General features: G+C 71.8%; 15 protein-coding genes. 6 read left to right on the forward strand and 9 right to left on the reverse strand.

Features of this window, described 5'->3' with window-relative positions:
• The 6 genes from ABZ794_RS04455 to ABZ794_RS04480 form a co-directional block, all read right to left on the reverse strand.
• On the reverse strand, window positions 1–541 hold a 541-nt coding region (locus tag ABZ794_RS04455), incomplete at its 3' end, for an adenylosuccinate synthetase (protein WP_357514227.1).
• Entirely contained in the window at window positions 538–1,497 is a 960-nt protein-coding gene (locus ABZ794_RS04460) for a hypothetical protein (protein ID WP_357514229.1), read from the reverse strand. The genes ABZ794_RS04455 and ABZ794_RS04460, both read right to left, overlap by 4 nt.
• 9 nt (window positions 1,498–1,506) lie before the next feature.
• Complete coding sequence (locus tag ABZ794_RS04465) at window positions 1,507–2,478, reverse strand: serine/threonine protein kinase (RefSeq protein ID WP_357514231.1); 972 nt, start codon at window positions 2,476–2,478, stop codon at window positions 1,507–1,509.
• Complete coding sequence (locus tag ABZ794_RS04470; protein WP_210787330.1) at window positions 2,475–3,227, reverse strand: NUDIX domain-containing protein; 753 nt, start codon at window positions 3,225–3,227, stop codon at window positions 2,475–2,477. Before ABZ794_RS04470 ends, ABZ794_RS04465 begins: the two co-directional genes overlap by 4 nt.
• A 79-nt stretch (window positions 3,228–3,306) precedes the next feature.
• Window positions 3,307–4,173: a MaoC/PaaZ C-terminal domain-containing protein gene (locus tag ABZ794_RS04475; protein WP_210787328.1), complete on the reverse strand. Its 867-nt coding sequence runs from the start codon at window positions 4,171–4,173 to the stop codon at window positions 3,307–3,309.
• Complete coding sequence (locus ABZ794_RS04480; protein ID WP_357514234.1) at window positions 4,173–5,522, reverse strand: 3-oxoacyl-ACP reductase; 1,350 nt, start codon at window positions 5,520–5,522, stop codon at window positions 4,173–4,175. The genes ABZ794_RS04475 and ABZ794_RS04480 overlap by 1 nt, the downstream gene beginning before the upstream one ends.
• A gap of 55 nt (window positions 5,523–5,577) precedes the next feature.
• On the opposite strand from ABZ794_RS04480, the gene ABZ794_RS04485 reads away from it, so the two are divergent.
• On the forward strand, window positions 5,578–6,870 hold the full coding sequence (locus ABZ794_RS04485) for an acetyl-CoA C-acetyltransferase (RefSeq protein ID WP_210787324.1): 1,293 nt from the start codon (window positions 5,578–5,580) through the stop codon (window positions 6,868–6,870).
• Window positions 6,871–6,937: 67 nt separating this feature from the next.
• Here the strand turns inward: ABZ794_RS04485 and ABZ794_RS04490 are convergent, their stop codons facing one another.
• On the reverse strand, window positions 6,938–9,457 hold the full coding sequence (locus ABZ794_RS04490) for a right-handed parallel beta-helix repeat-containing protein (RefSeq protein ID WP_357514236.1): 2,520 nt from the start codon (window positions 9,455–9,457) through the stop codon (window positions 6,938–6,940).
• Here ABZ794_RS04490 and purB point away from each other — a divergent pair.
• Window positions 9,429–10,853, forward strand: a complete 1,425-nt coding sequence (purB, locus tag ABZ794_RS04495) for an adenylosuccinate lyase (protein WP_328651494.1) — start codon at window positions 9,429–9,431, stop codon at window positions 10,851–10,853. The two genes, ABZ794_RS04490 and purB, sit on opposite strands and share 29 nt — an antisense overlap.
• 142 nt (window positions 10,854–10,995) lie before the next feature.
• Here purB and ABZ794_RS04500 read toward each other — a convergent pair whose 3' ends face one another.
• Window positions 10,996–11,559, reverse strand: a complete 564-nt coding sequence (locus tag ABZ794_RS04500; protein WP_091396061.1) for a YbjQ family protein — start codon at window positions 11,557–11,559, stop codon at window positions 10,996–10,998.
• A 24-nt stretch (window positions 11,560–11,583) separates the two neighbouring features.
• Window positions 11,584–12,267 carry a trypsin-like serine protease gene (locus ABZ794_RS04505; protein WP_210784150.1) on the reverse strand — a complete coding sequence of 228 codons (684 nt, stop codon included), beginning with the start codon at window positions 12,265–12,267 and terminating at the stop codon, window positions 11,584–11,586.
• Window positions 12,268–12,624: 357 nt separating this feature from the next.
• Between ABZ794_RS04505 and purS the strand changes: the two genes are divergently transcribed.
• The 4 genes from purS (at window position 12,625) to ABZ794_RS04525 (ending at window position 17,065) form a co-directional block, all read left to right on the forward strand.
• Entirely contained in the window at window positions 12,625–12,888 is a 264-nt protein-coding gene (gene purS / locus ABZ794_RS04510; protein ID WP_030491392.1) for a phosphoribosylformylglycinamidine synthase subunit PurS, read from the forward strand.
• Window positions 12,885–13,568 carry a phosphoribosylformylglycinamidine synthase subunit PurQ gene (gene purQ, locus ABZ794_RS04515; protein ID WP_210784151.1) on the forward strand — a complete coding sequence of 228 codons (684 nt, stop codon included), beginning with the start codon at window positions 12,885–12,887 and terminating at the stop codon, window positions 13,566–13,568. Before purS ends, purQ begins: the two co-directional genes overlap by 4 nt.
• A gap of 67 nt (window positions 13,569–13,635) precedes the next feature.
• A complete protein-coding gene (purL, locus tag ABZ794_RS04520) occupies window positions 13,636–16,305 on the forward strand; it encodes a phosphoribosylformylglycinamidine synthase subunit PurL (protein ID WP_357514239.1) in 2,670 nt (889 codons plus the stop codon).
• A gap of 4 nt (window positions 16,306–16,309) precedes the next feature.
• Window positions 16,310–17,065, forward strand: a complete 756-nt coding sequence (locus ABZ794_RS04525) for a 2-phosphosulfolactate phosphatase (RefSeq protein WP_238689276.1) — start codon at window positions 16,310–16,312, stop codon at window positions 17,063–17,065.
• Window positions 17,066–17,220 lie beyond the last annotated feature (155 nt).

Here is a 17,220-nt window from a genome sequence, read left to right on the forward strand (position 1 = left end):
CGGGCCCCCCCGGGGCGGCCCCCGGGCCCCGCTGGGGGGCCCGCCGGCGCCCCCCCGGGGCGGGGGGGTGCCGGCGGGCCCCCCGCGGGGCGGGGGGGGGGGGGGCCCCCCCCCCCGCGCCCCCCCCCCCCACCCCCAGCCCGCAGGAGCCGTGCCGGTCGGCTCCCCGGGCGGTCTCGCGGGCCCGGTTGGCGGCCCGGTGGTACGGGGTGGCGAGCAGCGCGTCCCCGTCGACGGTCAGCCGGTCGAGCGCGTCGGGCACCCCGACCGTGGCGAGGTGGCCGGCCTCGGCGGCCAACGCCAGCGGGTCCACCACCACGTGCCGGGACAGGTGCGTACGCACACCGGGATGGAACGTGCCGGCGCCGAACTGCGCGAACGTGTGGTGCCGCCCGTCGCGCAGCACGACGTTGTGTGCCGCCTGCGCGCCCCCGTTGAAGCGGACCACCGTGTGCACGGGACGGGTGGCGCAGAGCCAGTCCACCACAGTGCCCTTGCCGGCGTCGCCGTAGCCGAGGTCGACCACCGCCAGGTGGTTCACAGCCGGGTCACCCCGCCGGCCGTGTCGGTGAACGCCGGCAGCGTCGACACCTCGGCCCGCCGTTCCCGGCCGAGGCGGGCCAGCGCCTTCGACACGGTTCTGGTGGCGCCGGAACCGGCGCGGTCCAGGTCGCGCAGGCCCTCGTCCAGGTCGATGGCCTGTTCGCCGAGGCCGATGGTGAGCGCGATGGTCTCGCAGACCGCGTCGAGGTCGTCGAGCACGACGGTGTTCTGCCCGAGCAGGTCCCGCCAGAAGTCGAGCACCTTGGCGTTGCCGGCGTAGTGGCTGCCGGCGGGGAGCAGGTAGTAGGTGTCCCAGCGGCGGGTCACCTCGTCGACCACCTGCCGCAGCGGCACGTCCTCGGAGAGGTCGTCCCCGATCAGGCCGGCCACCTCCCGGGCCTTCACCCGCTGGTACGCCAGCTCGTCGCCGATGATGAACAGGTAGCCGCGCCGGCCGCGCTTCTCCCAGTTGTCGGTGACTGTGTGCCGGGCCATGAAGTACATGGCCAGCTCGTACGACTCGCTCATCTGTCCGCCGCCGCCGCCCTCCAGCACGATCCGGCCGAGGTCGTCGTCCATCCGGTTGTCCGACTCGAACTGGCCCACCTGCAACGGCACCCGGTCGCAGGTGGCGTCGCCGATGGCACCGAACATGATCTGCGGGTCGCTGGCGTAGCCCTGCCGTTGCAGCAGCCCGAGCAGTTGCGGCAGCTTGGTCTGCAGGACCCGCGGCACGGTGCGCATCGAGCCGGTCACGTCGAAGAGCACCGCGACGGGCGTCGACCGGGGGTGCTCGTCGGAGTCGCGGCTCTCGCGGGTCGCGTCCCTGGGGTCGAGCGCGGGGTGCACGGTGCGCGCCCCGCTGTCGCTGTAGGAGAAGGCGCTCCTGCCGGTGGACCGGCGGTAGCGGTCGGCGGCGTCGTACACGTCGGTGGACCAGACTCCACTGCCCATGACAGCTCCTTAGGGGGTGAGGGTGAAGGGTCGGAAGGTGCGTGGCCCGTAGAGCCGGTCCAGCACCTGGTCGAGTTCGCGCAGCAGGCGCCAGGCGTCGTCGGGCCGGTCGCCCAGGGACCGTTGCCGGCAGCCTTGCGCGAAGGTGTGCAGCTCGCGGGGTGCCCGCCGCCCCATTAGCCAGCTCATGCAGTGGCTGGCCATCGCGATGTCGGTGCCCGGCCCGCAGGGCTGCTTGGTCAAGACTTCCGGCGGGTACCAGTCCGGGTGGCCGGGCACGACAGCCGGGATCGTGCTGCCCACGGCCGCGGAGAAGCACCAGTCGACGAGCACCACGCCGTGGGCGTCCGGCTCGATCAGCACGTGTCGCGGCAGGACCGCGCCGTGCACCACGCCCGCCCGGTGGGCCAGGCCGAGCACCACCAGCAGCCGCCGCCACATCCAGGCCACGTCCCGGGCGTCCAGCCCGTCGGGGTACGCGCGCCGCACCTCGTCGAGGTCGTGCAGGCCGGGTGCGGTGGCGAGCACGTTGATCCGTCGGTCCGCGCCGGTCGCGGTGTCGCGGTGCCGGAACTCGTCGACGAGCCGGGGCACGTACGGCAGGTAGCGCGGGTCGCCGCGCTCGGCGATGGTGCGCAGGGCGTGCGCCTCGCGGACCATCAGGTCGTTGTCGGTGGGCCGTCGGGGGAGCTTGAGCAGCCGGTCGTCGCCGACGTCGTAGAGGTCCGCCAGGTCACCCGAGTGGGCCGGCGCGCCGAGCCGGTAGTCGCCGAGGATGGTGGTCTGCCGTGCCCGCCACCGGGTGGTGACGTGGATGAACGCGTCGATGGCTTCGGCGCGTACCGCCGGGTCGGTCGGCAGGCGGTCGGGGTGCAGGGCCGCGACCAGCTCGCGGTAGCGGTGGGCCGGCTGGTCGGCGCCGAACAGGTCCGCGTCGGTGCGGGCGGCCGCGACCAGGCGGATGGCCTCCGTGGCCCTCACCGCACCGTCTCCTCGCTGGCGGGGCGCAGCAGCGCCGGATGCAGCAGGCGGGCGTCGCCGGCCCGGTAGAGCCGGGCGCGCGGGCCGCCTCGGGCACCACCGCGCTCGGTGCTGGTGCCGGTGCTCTCCACGAACCCCGGCACGGAGAGCACCTTGCGGTGGAAGTTGCCGGCGTGCAGCGGGTGCCCCCAGACCGTCTCGTAGACGGCGCGCAGTTCGCTGATCGTGAACTCGGCGGCGAGGAAGCGGGTGGCGAGCGGCGTGTACTCCAGCTTGGAGCGGGCCCGCTCCAACGCGTCGTCGATGATCCGGCCGTGGTCGAAGGCGAGCTGTCGGCTGGTCAACGCGGTCACCGGGAGCCAGATCGCCTCGTCGGCGTCGCTGCCGGCGGCCGGGTCCGGCAGGTCGGGGGCGAACGCGAGGTGCGCGATCGAGACGACCCGCATGCGCGGGTCACGGTCGGGAGCGCCATAGCTGCCCAACTGCTCCAGGTGTGCGCGGCGCAGCGCCTCGCCGCCGAGCCCGGTCTCCTCGGCCAGCTCCCGTCGGGCGCCGGCGGTCAGGTCCTCGTCGGGGCGGACGAAGCCCCCGGGCAGCGCCCAGTGCCCGGCGAAGGGTGCCTCGCCGCGCCGGATCAGCAGCAGGTGCAGTGCGCCGTCGCGGATGGTCAGCGCCACCACGTCGACGGTCACGGCGACCGACGGGTAGGCCCGTGGGTCGTACGCGGCCAGGAACTCCTGCTCGTTCATCACGTCTCTCTCATCCTGAGAACATCTCGCTGTGAGAACAACTTAGCGCACGAGGAAGCTTCTGCCAAGCTCGGAATTCTCAGCGCAGGTGACCCGTCAGGTGCGGTCGGCCGCGCGAGTCGTGCAGGGCGAGCCCGCCGTCCGGGAGGACCGCGAAGTTCACGGTGCTCGGCAGCGGCACGGGCAGCTTGAAGGCGACCTCGACGGTGTACGCGTCCGGCAGCCGGGCCTCCAGCGCGGCCAGGCAGCGCGCCTTGCTCCACATTCCGTGCGCTATCGGCCGGCGGAAGCCGAACAGCCGCGCACCGAGTCGGGAGGTGTGGATCGGGTTGTGGTCACCGGAGACCCGCGCGTACTCCGTACCGATGCGCGGTTCCACCCGCCAACGGGCGGTGGCCGTCGGCGCCGCGGGACGTTCGCCGGGCTCGCGTCCGCCCGGCTTGCGTTCCCGACCGAGGTACGTCGAGACGCCGCGCCACACCTCTTCCCCGTCGACCGAGCCGATCAGCACCACCTCCACCTGCCGCCCCCGGTCGTGGGGGCGCAGGTTCTCCGCGTACGTGGTGAAGTCGAGGGTCTCGTCGGCGGTGATCGGGCGGTGCGTGGTGATCCGGTTGCCGACGTGCACCAGGCCGATCAGCGGGAGGGGGAAGTCCGGCGCTGTCATCAGGCGCAGGGCCAGCGGAAAACCCATGACGTGCGGAAACGTCGCGGGCAGCCGATCGGTGAGTCGGAACCCGCAGACCCGGTCATAGTCGGCCAGCTGCGCCCGGTCGACGCTCACCCCGCCCACTGTCAACTCGACCGCCGGCAGGTCGGGCCCGCGCCGCCCCTTGCCGAGGCCCGGCAGGGCGCCCAGCAACGCCCGTCGGTGCAGCGCTCCGGCCGCCGGCATCCGGGGCAGCTCGACGGGGGTACGGCTGCCCGACTCCGGCCGCGCGCCCATCACGCCCCCAGCAGGCTCTGGCCGCAGACCCGGACCACGTTTCCGCTGACCGCGCCGCTGGCCGGCCAGGCCAGCCAGCCGATCGTCTCGGCCACGTCCACCGGCAACCCGCCCTGGGCCAGGCTGTTCATCCGCCGGCCCGCCTCGCGGACCACCAGCGGGATGCGCGCGGTCAGCCGGGTCTCGATGAAGCCGGGGGCCACCGCGTTGACGCTGATCCCGCGCTCCCGCAGGGCCGGCGCGAGTGAGTCGACCAGCCCGATCACGCCGGCCTTGCTGGTGGCGTAGTTGGTCTGCCCCCGGTTGCCGGCGATTCCGGCGATCGAGGAGACCGAAATGATCCGCCCGCCGGACGGGATCAGCTCCCGCTCCAGCAGTACGTCGTTGATCCGCTCCTGGCTGGAGAGGTTGACGTCGATCACCTGGTCCCACCGGTCGGCGTCCATCCGGCCGAGCGTCTTGTCCCGGGTGATGCCGGCGTTGTGCACCACCACGTCGACCCGGCCGTGCCGGCTGGCCAGGTGCTCGGCGAGTCGGGTCGGCGCGTCCGGCGCGGTCAGGTCGAGTTGGACGGCGGCGCCGCCGATGTCGTTCGCCACCGCGGCGAGCGCGTCCCCGGCAGCCGGGATGTCCAGGGCCACCACCTTCGCGCCGTCGCGGGCGAGCACCTTCGCCAGCGCAGCACCGATGCCCCGCGCGGCGCCGGTGACCAGCACGACCTGCCCGTCCAGCGGGCGGTCCCAGTCGGCCGGGATGCTCGCCGCGCCGCCGCTGACCCGGATGACCTGCCCCGACACGTACGCGGAGCGGCCGGACAGCAGGAACCGGAGAGTCGACTCGAGGCCGATGCTGGGGTCGCCCTGGGCGCGGGCCACCTGGACGAGTTGCGCGGTGATGCCCCGGCCGAACTCCTTGCCGATGCTGCGGACGAGTCCTTCGAGGGCGCGCTGGGCGGTCGCCGCGCGGGGCGTCGGGCACTCCTGCGGCGGGTTGCCGAGCACGATCACCCGGCCGCTGGGCAGCACGGCCCGGGCCTGCGGGTGGAAGAAGTCGTAGAGCTGGCGCAGCTCGGTCGAGTCGGTGATCCCGGTGGCGTCGAACAGCAGTGCCCCGTACCGCCGCGGGGTGGTGGCGGCCGGCTCGGCCAGCTCGACCCCGGCGGCGGTCAGTCTCATGGCCACCGGTTTGGCGTACCGAGCGCCGGTGGCCGCGCCGAGCAGGGCCGGGCCGGCCAGCAGCGGGTCGCCGGGGTGGTGTCGGCGCAGTCGGGGCGGGTCGGGCAGCCCGAGGCGCTTGACCAGCGCGCGGCCGGCGGCCGATTGGACGAAGCTCGCGTACCTGTCGGTCATGGGCGTAGCCTACTGGCCAGTAGGGTCCAAGCAACACATGTCGAGGAGGCGGATCGTGCAGAGCATCCGGCGGGTCGCGGTCATCGGGGGCAACCGCATCCCCTTCGCCCGTTCCAACGCCCGCTACGCGGACGCGTCAAACGCGGACCTGCTCGGCGCGGCGCTCGACGGCCTGATCGCCCGCTACGGGCTGGCCGGGCAGCGCATCGGCGAGGTGGTCACCGGTGCGGTGCTCAAGCACTCCCGCGACTTCAACCTCACCCGTGAGGTGGTCCTCGGCTCCCGGCTCGACCCACACACCCCGGCGTACGACATCCAGCAGGCCTGCGGCACCGGCCTGGAGGCGACCATCCTGGTCGCCAACAAGATCGCCCTCGGTCAGCTCGACGTGGGCATCGCCGGCGGCGTCGACACCACCTCCGACGCCCCGCTCGCCGTCAACGAGGAGATGCGCCGCACGCTGCTCAAGCTCAACTCGGCCCGCACGCTGGGCGAACGGCTCAAGATCGCGGCGAAGCTGCGCCCACTTCAGCCGTTCAAGCCGGAGATCCCACGCAACGCAGAGCCGCGTACCGGCCTGTCCATGGGCGACCACGCCGCCCGGACCGCCCTGCGCTGGCAGATCGACCGGCGCTCCCAGGACGAGCTGGCGCTGCGCTCACACCAGCGCCTCGCGGCCGCGTACGACAGAGGTTTCTTCGACGACCTGATGACGCCGTACCTGGGGCTCACCCGGGATGCGAACCTGCGTCCGGACAGCAGCCTGGAGAAGCTCGCCTCGCTGAAGCCGGTCTTCGGCACCCGCGGCCCGGACGCCGAGCAGGCCACCATGACGGCCGGCAACTCGTCACCGCTCACCGACGGCGCGTCCACAGTGCTGCTGGCCAGCGAGGAGTGGGCCGCGGCGCACCACCTGCCCGTGCTGGCCTGGTTCAGCTGGTCGGAGACGGCGGCGGTGGACTTCGTGCACGGCGACGAGGGGCTGCTGATGGCACCCGCGTACGCGGTGCCCCGGATGCTGGCCCGTGCCGGGCTGACGTTGCAGGACTTCGACTACTACGAGATCCACGAGGCGTTCGCGTCGCAGGTACTGGCCACCCTCGCCGCCTGGGAGTCGCCGGAGTTCGCGAAGGACCGGCTCGGCCTGGACGCGCCGCTGGGCGCGATCGACACCGACCGGCTCAACGTCAACGGCTCGTCGCTGGCCGCCGGGCATCCGTTCGCCGCCACCGGCGGACGGATCGTGGCGACCCTGGCCAAGCTGCTGGCCGAGCGGGGCAACGGGCGCGGGCTGATCTCCATCTGCGCCGCCGGTGGTCAGGGCGTGACCGCCATCCTGGAGCGCTGAGCGGAGTGTGCAAGGCGACGCCCGCCGGACCCGAGGGTCCCGGCGGGCGTCGATAGCGCGGTAGGGCTCAGCCGAGGGTGAACCTCTCCCAGGTGCTGATGGCCGGGCCGTTGGCGATCAGTGGCTTGCTGCCCGCGCCGTCGGCGCTGACGTACTTGTTGTTGATACCGGCCTTGAAGCTGACAGTGCCGTCGCTGTTGCGCACGATGGTGAAACGCTCCCAGGTGCTGACGGTCGGTGCGTTCGCGATCAGCGGCTTGGCGCCCGCGCCGTCGGCGGACACGAAACGGCTGTTGGCACGGGCGAAGAGGGCGATCTGACCGCTACCGAGGTCGGCGAAGTCGAACCGCTCCCAGCTACCGGCGGTCGCCGCGCTCGCGATCAGTGGCTTCACACCGGCACCGTCGGCAATCACGAAACGGCCGTTCACGCTGGCCTTCAGCGACCTGTTCGCGTCGGCGACCGGAACCTGGGCGAACTTCTCCCAGGCGCTGATCGTCGGCCGGCTCGCCGAGAGCGTCACAGCACCGCTGGGATCGGCGGTGGCGTACAGGTTGTTGCTCGCCTTGAGGCTGACGGTGCCGTCACTGTTGCGGACGACTGTGAACTTCTCCGAGGCGCCGACCATCTGACTCTCGGCGTTGAGTGATTCGTTGGCCAACTGCGTGACGTAGCGGCCGTTGGCCCGCGCGACGAGGGCCACCTGGCCGTTGCCGGCGTCGGCCAGGTCGTACTGCGCGGCGGCGGTCAACCCGACCTGGTTCGGCAGGAGAACCGACGCGGCTGTACCCACGTAGCGACGGTTGGACAACGCGAGCAGGCCCACGGAAGCGGTCCGCCGCAGCACGCTGACCTGCTCGGTGCTGCTGCCGCTCAGGCCGTCGGTTCCGATGGGGCTGACGGTGACGTTGTAGGTGCCCGGCGTGGCGTACTTGTGTGTGGCGATCGGACTGGACTGGCGGGTGGAGATTCCGTCGCCCCAGCTGAACTCGTAATCACGGATCGGGACGAAGCCCGGCGTCGAGGCGGAGGCGTCCACCCTGACCGTGCTCGTGGCGAGGTCCACTGTGGCGTCGAAGGACGACACCGGGTGTTTGATGGCCTCGGCAGCGCCACGGTCGGCGTACGCGATCGGGCCGGCGCCGGTGTTCGGCACGGCCGGATCGTCCCGGCGTGGCTTGCCCTCGGTGTCGAGATCCTGGTAGCCGGGCACCGTCGAGTTCGCCGAGTCGACATTCTCCCGGACATCCGACGTGTACCGGTCGTGTGCGGCCTGCCCGGTGACGGTGCGGAACTGGGTGAGACCCATCCTGGTTCCGTTCCACGAGTAGCCGGTCGCGGACGCGGACTGGTGCCAGGTGTTGTTGTAATCGATCACGGTGCCGCTCAGCGCGGCGTCGTGGACCGCGATCTCAGCGCCTTCGGGAGCCTGCGGGTCGCAGTAGCCCTGGTTGAAGGCGGCGTTGTTGCGGAGCACGTTGTTCTGCACCGAGACCTGCGACGATGCACCGTCGACCTGGATGCCGCCCAGGCAGCGGTCCTGGATCTCGTTGTTGGCGATGGCAGTGCCCACGGCTCCGCGGTTGTGGATGCCGTACCCGATCCCGCCCTTGATCCGGTTGTTGGCGATCACCGTCCCGGCGGCGGCAGGGCCCACCGCGATGGCAGCGCCGGAGAAGCCGGCGACGTCGCCGTCGATGATCGTGTTTTGTGGCCCGTCGACTCGAATGCCCACGCCGTCATCGACGGCGACGTGTTTCGGGTCGGTCGACACCAGTGAGTCCTCGACGAGCACCTCGCTGGTGGACACATCCATTGTCAGGCCGCCGGCAAGCGCCGTCCCGCTGACGGTGAGGTGTTCCAGCGCCGCCACCCTCACATTGGCGAGTCGGATGGCGGGCGCGGTCGCGACATTCGCCATCGTGAAGTTGCCGCCCGCGATCATGATGTTCGAGGCGTTACGCAGATCGAGGGCGGGTACGTCGGTTGACCCGCTGACATTGATATTCTCGATCTGGATGTCGTGCTGGCCGCCGATGACCAGGCCCGCGTTCGGGCCGACAAGCGTCACCGGTGTGCGGGCGTTCCAGGCCGTGAATGCGATCCGCGCCTCTGGTGTGCCGGAGCTGGTGACGGTGACGCGCTCGGCGTAGGTGCCGCCTTCGATAAGAACCGCCCCAGGGGCGGTCACCACGGCGGCTGCTGCACCGATCGTGCAGAACGGCGTGTCGTCGGAGCCGGGCCCCTGGTCGGAGCAGTTTGCGTCGGCCTGCTTGACGTACAGAATCATGGGGTCGTCTGCCTGGGCGGGTGCGCCGGTGGCCAGCAGGGTGCCGCCGGTCACCGCGATCGCGGTGAGGCCGGCGAGGGATCTTCTACGCATGCGTGCCCTCTGTCGTGAAGGGTGGATTCGGCTTCGCCGGAGATCAGATGGAGACGATGATCCGATACCGGCTGATAGCGCACCGTCCCGGGCGACAAAACGGCCAACCGGCCCCACCGGCACCCGCCCTGGCCTGCTGGCCGGACGGGCCGCCGGGTAGGAGAGAATGAGGCACGTGACGACGATCCCCAACGTGCTGGCCAACCGGTACGCCTCGCCTGAACTGGTCGCCCTCTGGTCCCCGGAGGAGAAGGTCCGGATGGAGCGGCGGCTCTGGCTCGCCGTTCTCCGCGCTCAGCGCGACCTGGGCGTGCCGGTGCCGGACGGCGTGGTCGAGGCGTACGAGCGGGTGCTCGACCAGGTCGACCTCGCCTCGATCGCCGAGCGGGAGCGGGTCACCCGGCACGACGTGAAGGCCCGGATCGAGGAGTTCAGCGCGCTCGCCGGGCACGAGCACGTGCACAAGGGGATGACCTCCCGGGACCTCACCGAGAACGTCGAGCAGCTCCAGGTGCGCGCCTCACTGGAGCTGATCCGCGACCGGGTGGTGGCCACCCTGGCCCGGTTGGCCTGGCTGGCCCACGAGCACTCCGAGCTGGTCATGACCGGCCGTTCGCACAACGTGGCGGCGCAGGCCACCACGCTGGGCAAGCGCTTCGCGTCGGCGGCCGAGGAGCTGCTGATCGCGTACGAGCGGCTGGAGGAGCTGATCGCCCGCTACCCGCTGCGAGGGATCAAGGGACCGGTCGGCACGGCCGCCGACCAGCTCGACCTCTTCGACGGCGACGCCGACAAGGTGGCCGAGCTGGAGCGACGGGTAGCCGAGCACCTGGGCTTCTCCCGGGTGCTGGACAGCGTCGGGCAGGTCTACCCGCGCTCGCTGGACTTCGACGTGCTGGCCGCGCTGGCCCAGACGGCCGCCGCGCCGTCGTCGCTGGCCACCACGATCCGGTTGATGGTCGGTCAGGAGTTGGCGACCGAGGGCTTCAAGCCGGGGCAGGTCGGTTCCAGCGCGATGCCGCACAAGATGAACACCCGCTCCTCGGAGCGGGTGAACGGCTTCGCCGTGATCATCCGGGGTTACCTGTCGATGGTCGGCGAGCTGGCCGGTGACCAGTGGAACGAGGGGGACGTGTCCTGCTCGGTGGTCCGCCGGGTGGCACTGCCGGACGCGTTCTTCGCCGCCGACGGGCTGTTCCAGACGTTCCTCACCGTGCTCGACGAGTTCGGCTCGTACCCTGCGGTGATCAACCGGGAGCTGGAGCGTTTCCTGCCGTTCCTGGCCACTACGAAGATCCTGGTCGCGGCGGTCCGGCGGGGCGTCGGCCGGGAGGTCGCCCACGAGGTGATCAAGGAGCACGCGGTGGCGGTGGCCCTGGCGATGCGCGAGAAGGGCTCACCGGAGAACGACCTCTTCGACCGCTTGGCGGCGGACGGCCGACTCGGCCTGTCCCGCGCCGACATCGACACCCTGGTCGCCGACCGCAACGCCTTCGTCGGCGCCGCCCAAGCCCAGGTGGCAGCGGTGACAAGCCGCATCACCACCGTGGTGACCGCCCACCCGGAAGCCGCCACCTACAGCCCACCCCCCATCCTCTAACCCCACCCACCCCACCCCACCCCACCCGGCGTTGCCCGCCCTTCCCCGGGTGATCAAGAGGTTTGCGTCATTTTCGATCTCCGTGATGACCGAAACCTCTTGATCAACACGGGAGAGGGGGCCCGGTGGGCCGGTGGGTGGGTTACTCGCCGGTTGGGGTTTCGGCGGCGGTTCTCAGGTTGGGGGCGCTGGCCGGTTCGGCGATGCCGCCGGGAGACTCGGTGAAGCCCGCGATTTCCGCGGTCTCCGCAGCGACCGCCGGCTGGTCGGCCGGCATGACCTCGGGCATCTTGGGTACGGCGACCACCGCCGTCCCGTACGCGCAGATCTCCATCCACATCTCGCCACAGTCCCGACTGTCGAACCGCATGCCGATCACCGCGTTCGCGCCGAGCCGCAGTGCCTCCTCGCCGAGGCGGGCCACCGAGTCGGTGCGCCACCGGGTCAGGTTGTCCGGGGCCATCGGGTCGTACGCGCCACCGCGCAGGTTCTTCACACCCTCGCGGTACGGGTTGCGCGTCCTGGCCATCGATGACACCACCTCACCGAGAATCTGGCGGATCTCGTAGCCGGGCAGTTGCTCTGTCGTCACGACCAGCACGGTTCCGATGCTGTCAGGAGTGGCGCGACCCGATCGTGTGCATTGTTCACCTGATCGGATGCTGCAAAACGACGCGGCGCGGACGGCCGGCACGTGGCCGACCATCCGCGCCGAGCGGGGCGCTAACCGTCAGACACCGGCCACCGAGGTGATCCAGGCCCGGTTGTACGCAACGCTGCCGTAGTTCTGGATGCTCGACCCGTCGGCGGTGGAGGCGACGCCGACCTGCTGACCGTTGTAGAACTGCGGGCCACCGGAGTCACCGCGCCAGGCGTTGCCGTTGATCCGGGTGGTGCGGATCGCCTGGCCGCCGTACGCGTCGGTGGCGCTGTTGCTGGTCACCCGGACGGTGGCGGTCTTCAGCACGGTGGACGCCGAGCAGCCGCTGTAGCAGGTCATGCCCCAGCCGTAGATCGAGTTCGTCGAGTTGATCGGCGGGTTGCTGCTGGCCAGGCTCACCGCGGAGGTGCTGACGGTGCTGGAGAGCCGCATGAGCGCGAGGTCGTAGCGGGTGTAGGTGGCGCTGACCGTGCGGGTGACCCCGCCGGAGGTGCGGTTCACGCTGCCGACGCGCACCGACATGGTGCCGCTGATGCAGTGCCGGGCGGTGAGCACCCACTGCGCGGCGATGACGCTGCCGGAGCAGGTGAACGAGCCGTTGCTGAGCACCGCGGCGGCCCAGGGCGCGGACGAGACGGTGCCGCCGCCGATGATGGGTTGCGGGCCGGCGGGGGCGGCGGACGCGGCGGACGTGACGCCGAGGGCGCCGACCAGCGCGGTGCTGAGTACGGCGAGCAGGGGGCGGATGCGCATCGGGTGGACTCCTTGGACGGGGCGCGCCCGGGGTCGCCGGGTGCGGATGGAGCCGGACGGCGGGATTCCCGGAGCCGGCGGAATCGACTTACGTCGATGTAGAGTAGGTCGGGACGCGATCGTTATCAAGGAGCTGATCGAGGTTGCCCAATGTAACGATTCGGCCACCCGCAGCGCCGTATTTGTCCTGCTAGGGCCGCCTGTCGCGCCTGACAGGTCCGACTGAGCGTCAGTAATGTCGATCACTGCCTGAACTGCACCCGGCCGGTGCGTCCGCGGCGATATCTGCCAGGTACGCTGGCTGCGCTCGCCCATTGTGGGTCGGCACCCAACTGCGTACACAGTCAGGAGTGCCCAGTGCCTCGCGTCGTCGTCGACGTCATGCTCAAGCCCGAGATCCTTGATCCGCAGGGCCAGGCCGTCGCAAACGCGCTGCCCCGGCTCGGCGTCGGTGACGTCGCCTCGGTTCGGATCGGCAGGCGGATCGAGATCGAGTTCACCGGTGAACCGGACCTGGACCGCGCTCGGGAGATTGCCGACAAACTGCTCGCCAACCCGGTCATCGAGGACTTCACCGTCCGCCTGGTCGAGGCCGACGAGACTGCGGACGCCCGCTCGTGACCGCCCGGGTCGGTGTGGTCACCTTCCCCGGCTCGCTCGACGACGGGGACGCGGCCCGGGCCGTCCGGATCGCCGGCGCTGAGCCGGTCCGGCTCTGGCACGGCGACCCGGAGCTGCACGGTGTCGACGCTGTCGTCCTGCCCGGCGGTTTCTCCTACGGTGACTACCTGCGGTGCGGTGCCATCGCCCGGTTCGCCCCGGTGATGGAGACGATCGTGGACGCCGCCCAGGGTGGTCTGCCGGTGCTCGGCATCTGCAACGGCTTCCAGATCCTCTGCGAGGCGCACCTGCTGCCCGGCGCGCTCACCCGCAACCAGCACCTGCACTTCCGCAACCGGGACCAGGTCCTGCGCATCGAGTCGGCCGGGACGGCGTGGACCAACGCGTTCCAGCCCGGCCAGGAGGTGCTCATCCCGGTCAAGAACGGCGAGGGCTGCTACGTCGCGGACACCGCGACGCTGGACCAGCTCGAAGCCGAAGGTCGGGTGGTCGCCCGCTACGTCGGCGGCAACCCCAACGGGTCCCAGCGCGACATCGCCGCGATCACCAACGCCGCCGGCAACGTGGTCGGCATCATGCCGCACCCCGAGCACGCGGTGGAGGCGCTCACCGGCCCCTCGCTGGACGGCCTCGGCTTCTTCACGTCGGTCCTCAAGCACCTGGTGGGGGCGCCGGCATGACCGGCGGCACGATCATCGGTCAGCTCAACCGCCGGCCTGGCGGGCACGAGCGCAGCGAGGAGAGGTCATGACCACCCATCCGGACCCGGTACGGGACACACCGGAGGCGTACTCCGCCCCGGCGCAGCCGGCCGAGCCGAGCCTGGCGCAGCCGGTCGCACCGGCAACCGCTCCCGCCCAGCCGGCCGCCGCCGTCTGGACCGAGGGCGTGGACACCGTGCCGCGCGCCGGTGGCACCCCGGGCGAGCTTCAGCCGTACACCGAGCTGGGCCTGCGTGACGACGAGTACGACCGGATCCGGCAGATCCTCGGCCGCCGGCCCACGCAGTCCGAGCTGGCGATGTATTCGATCATGTGGAGCGAGCACTGCTCCTACAAGTCGAGCAAGGTGCACCTGCGCCAGTTCGGCGAGAAGGCCCCGCACAGCGACCGGATGCTCGCCGGCATCGGTGAGAACGCCGGTGTCGTGCAGATCTCCGACGAGCTGGCGGTGACCTTCAAGGTCGAGTCGCACAACCACCCGAGCTTCGTCGAGCCGTACCAGGGCGCGGCGACCGGCGTCGGTGGCATCGTCCGGGACATCCTCGCCATGGGCGCCCGCCCGGTCGCGGTGATGGACCCGCTGCGCTTCGGTGCCGCTGACCACCCGGACACCGCCCGGGTGCTCACCGGTGTGGTCGCCGGCGTGGGCGGCTACGGCAACTGCCTGGGCCTGCCCAACATCGGTGGCGAGCTGGTCTTCGACCCCTCCTACCAGGGCAACCCGCTGCTCAACGCGCTCTGCCTGGGCGTGCTGCCGGTCAGTCGGCTGCAGAACAAGGCCGCCGCCGGCCCGGGCAACGTTGTCGTCCTGATGGGCGCCAAGACCGGCCGCGACGGCATCGGCGGCGTCTCCGTGCTGGCCAGCGCCACCTTCGACGAGGGCAGCGAGGCGCGCCGCCCCGCCGTGCAGGTCGGCGACCCGTTCACCGAGAAGCTGCTGATCGAGGCATGCCTCGAGCTGTACGACGGCCAACTTGTCGTCGGCATCCAGGACCTCGGCGGCGCCGGCCTGACCTGCGCGCTCACCGAGACCGCCGCCGCCGCCGGCACCGGCATGCGGGTCTGGCTGGAGCGGGTGCCGCTGCGCGAGCCCTCGATGGACCCGCACGAGATCCTGGCCAGCGAGTCGCAGGAACGGATGCTGCTGGTCGTCGCGCCGGACAAGCTCGACGCGGTGCTCAAGACCTGCGACAAGTGGGGCGTCCTCGCCACCGCGATCGGTGAGGTCACCGCACCGGAGCCGGACGGCAGCCCGGGTCGACTGCTGATCACCTGGCAGGACCACCTGGTCGTCGACGTGCCGCCGGGTTCGCTGGTCGACGACGGCCCGGTCTACGCCCGGCCGATGCGCGAGCCGGCCGACCTGATCCTGCTCCAGGCCGACCGGGCCGAGACGCTGCCCCGCCCGGCCGACCCGGAGGCGCTGCGGGAGACCGTGCTGCGCATGATCGCGTCGCCCAACCTGGCCGACAAGAGCTGGGTCACCGAGCAGTACGACCGCTACGTGCTGGGCAACACAGTGCTCGCCCAGCCGGAGGACGGCGGCGTGATCCGGATCGACGAGCGGACCGGTCTCGGCGTGGCGCTGTCGGTCGACGGCAACGGCCGGTACGCCCGACTGGACCCGTACAACGGCACCAAGCTGGCCCTGGCTGAGGCGTACCGGAACGTGGCGGTGACCGGCGCGAAGCCGATCGCCGTGACCGACTGCCTCAACTTCGGCTCGCCGGAGGACCCGGGCGTGATGTGGCAGTTCGCCGAGGCCGTGCGCGGCCTGGCGGACGGCTGCCTGGAGCTGGGCATCCCGGTGACCGGCGGCAACGTCAGCTTCTACAACCAGACCGGCGCGGCGGCCATCCACCCGACCCCGGTGGTCGGCGTGCTGGGCGTGCTGGACAACGTCGCCGACCGGGTGCCGATGGGCTTCGTGCCGCGCGCCGGTGGCGACCACGACCAGCTCTACCTGCTCGGCGAGACGAACGTGGAGCTGTCCGGCTCGGAGTGGGCCTGGGTGACGCACGAGCACCTCGGCGGTATTCCGCCGCAGGTCGACCTTCTCCGCGAGAAGGCGCTCGCCGAGTTGCTGGCCGAGGCGGCCCGCGTCGGTCACCTGGCCTCCGCGCACGACCTCTCCGACGGGGGCCTGGCCCAGAGCCTGGTCGAGTCCTGCCTGCGTCGCGGCGTCGGTGCCCGGGTCGCGGTGCCGGAGCAGTTCGCCGAGGGATCGATGCCGTTCGTCTACCTGTTCAGCGAGTCCGCCACGCGGGCGCTGGTCTCGGTGCCGCGCGGCCACGACAAGGCGTTCGCGGCGCTCTGCGCCGAGCGGGGCGTGCCGTTCGAGCTGATCGGCGTCACCGACCCGTCCGGTGGTGCGCTCGAGGTGCACGGCCAGTTCCGGATCGGCCTGGACGAGCTGCGCACCGCGCACACCGAGACGTTGCCGCGCCTCTTCGGGGGCTCGGCGGCCGTCGAGGTGCCCGCGCCGGCTGCCGGTGTGGCGGGTGCGGTCGAGGCCGTCCCGCTGCCGGTCGCGCCGGCTGAGTCGGTCGACGCGGCGGCGGTGGTCTCCGAGCCGATCGCTTCCTCGGGTCCTTCTCCGGAGACCGGCGCGGTCGAGCCGATCGGGTCGGAGCAGCCCGGTGGGGCGTCCGAGTCTGACTCCGGTGACACCGAGCCGTCGTCTGACGAGCGCTGAGGCGTTGACGGCCGCCGTCTACGGCCAACCTGGATCGGGTGCCCGGTTCGACTGGGGGCTGACCGGGGCGGCCGAACTCGGCAGGGTCTGCGCGGCGCTGGTGGTGGTGGACGTTCTCTCGTTCACCACCGCCGTGGAGGTGGCGGTCGCCAGGGGCATGCGGGTGCACCCGTTCCCCTGGGGTGAGCAGGCCGCCGAGTACGCCGTCCGGGTCGGTGCGACCGCTGCTGTCGGGCGGCGGCAGACGACCACGGAACATCCGTGGTCGCTCTCGCCCGCCGCGCTGAGCAGCGCACCAGTGGTGGCGGACCTCGTGCTGCCCTCCCCGAACGGCTCGGCCATCAGCGCCGCCGCCAGCGCCACCGGCCTGCCGGTGGTCGCGGCGTGCCTGCGCAACGCACGCGCCGTCGGGCAATGGCTGCGCCGCCAGGGGTACGGCACGCTGGACGCCCCGATCGGCGTGATCGCCTCGGGGGAGCGGTGGCCGGACGGTTCGCTGCGCCCGTCGGTGGAGGACCAACTCGGCGCCGCCTCGGTGCTGGACGCCCTCTCCGGCGTGCCGGGTGGGCTCTCGGTGGAGGCGGCCATGGCGCTCGCCGCGCTGGCGAGCACCCCGGATCTGCCCGCCGCGGTGCGTGGCAGCGTCTCCGGACGGGAGTTGACCGAGAGCGGCTTCGCCGCGGACGTGGACGTCGCCGTCCGGATCGGCGTGTCGGACGTCGTGCCGGTGCTGCACCAGGGCGTCTTCTCTGCCGCCTGACCGCGCCTGACCGCCGCCAGAAACGGCCACCCGGATCTCCGGGTGGCCGTTTCCATGTGCTGTGGTGGGTCAGTCGTCCAGCCAGTCGAGGCGGCGACCGCCGCGCTCGGTCGGCGGCGGTGGAGTGTCCGGCCGGTTCCGCCCGGCGGGCTGGC

Origin of the sequence: Micromonospora sp. NPDC047187 (assembly GCF_040643355.1) — a bacterium.
GTDB classification, from domain to species: domain Bacteria; phylum Actinomycetota; class Actinomycetes; order Mycobacteriales; family Micromonosporaceae; genus Micromonospora; species Micromonospora salmantinae.

What these genes read in the sequence shown, in the direction of transcription:
- ABZ794_RS04460 (WP_357514229.1), bottom strand. Translation starts at nt 1,497, where the DNA reads ATGGGCAGTGGAGTCTGGTCCACCGACGTGTACGACGCCGCCGACCGC.
- ABZ794_RS04470 (WP_210787330.1), bottom strand. Translation starts at nt 3,227, where the DNA reads ATGAACGAGCAGGAGTTCCTGGCCGCGTACGACCCACGGGCCTACCCG.
- ABZ794_RS04475 (WP_210787328.1), bottom strand. Translation starts at nt 4,173, where the DNA reads ATGGGCGCGCGGCCGGAGTCGGGCAGCCGTACCCCCGTCGAGCTGCCC.
- ABZ794_RS04480 (WP_357514234.1), bottom strand. Translation starts at nt 5,522, where the DNA reads ATGACCGACAGGTACGCGAGCTTCGTCCAATCGGCCGCCGGCCGCGCG.
- ABZ794_RS04500 (WP_091396061.1), bottom strand. Translation starts at nt 11,559, where the DNA reads ATGGTCGGCCACGTGCCGGCCGTCCGCGCCGCGTCGTTTTGCAGCATC.
- ABZ794_RS04505 (WP_210784150.1), bottom strand. Translation starts at nt 12,267, where the DNA reads ATGCGCATCCGCCCCCTGCTCGCCGTACTCAGCACCGCGCTGGTCGGC.
- purL (WP_357514239.1), top strand. Translation starts at nt 13,636, where the DNA reads ATGACCACCCATCCGGACCCGGTACGGGACACACCGGAGGCGTACTCC.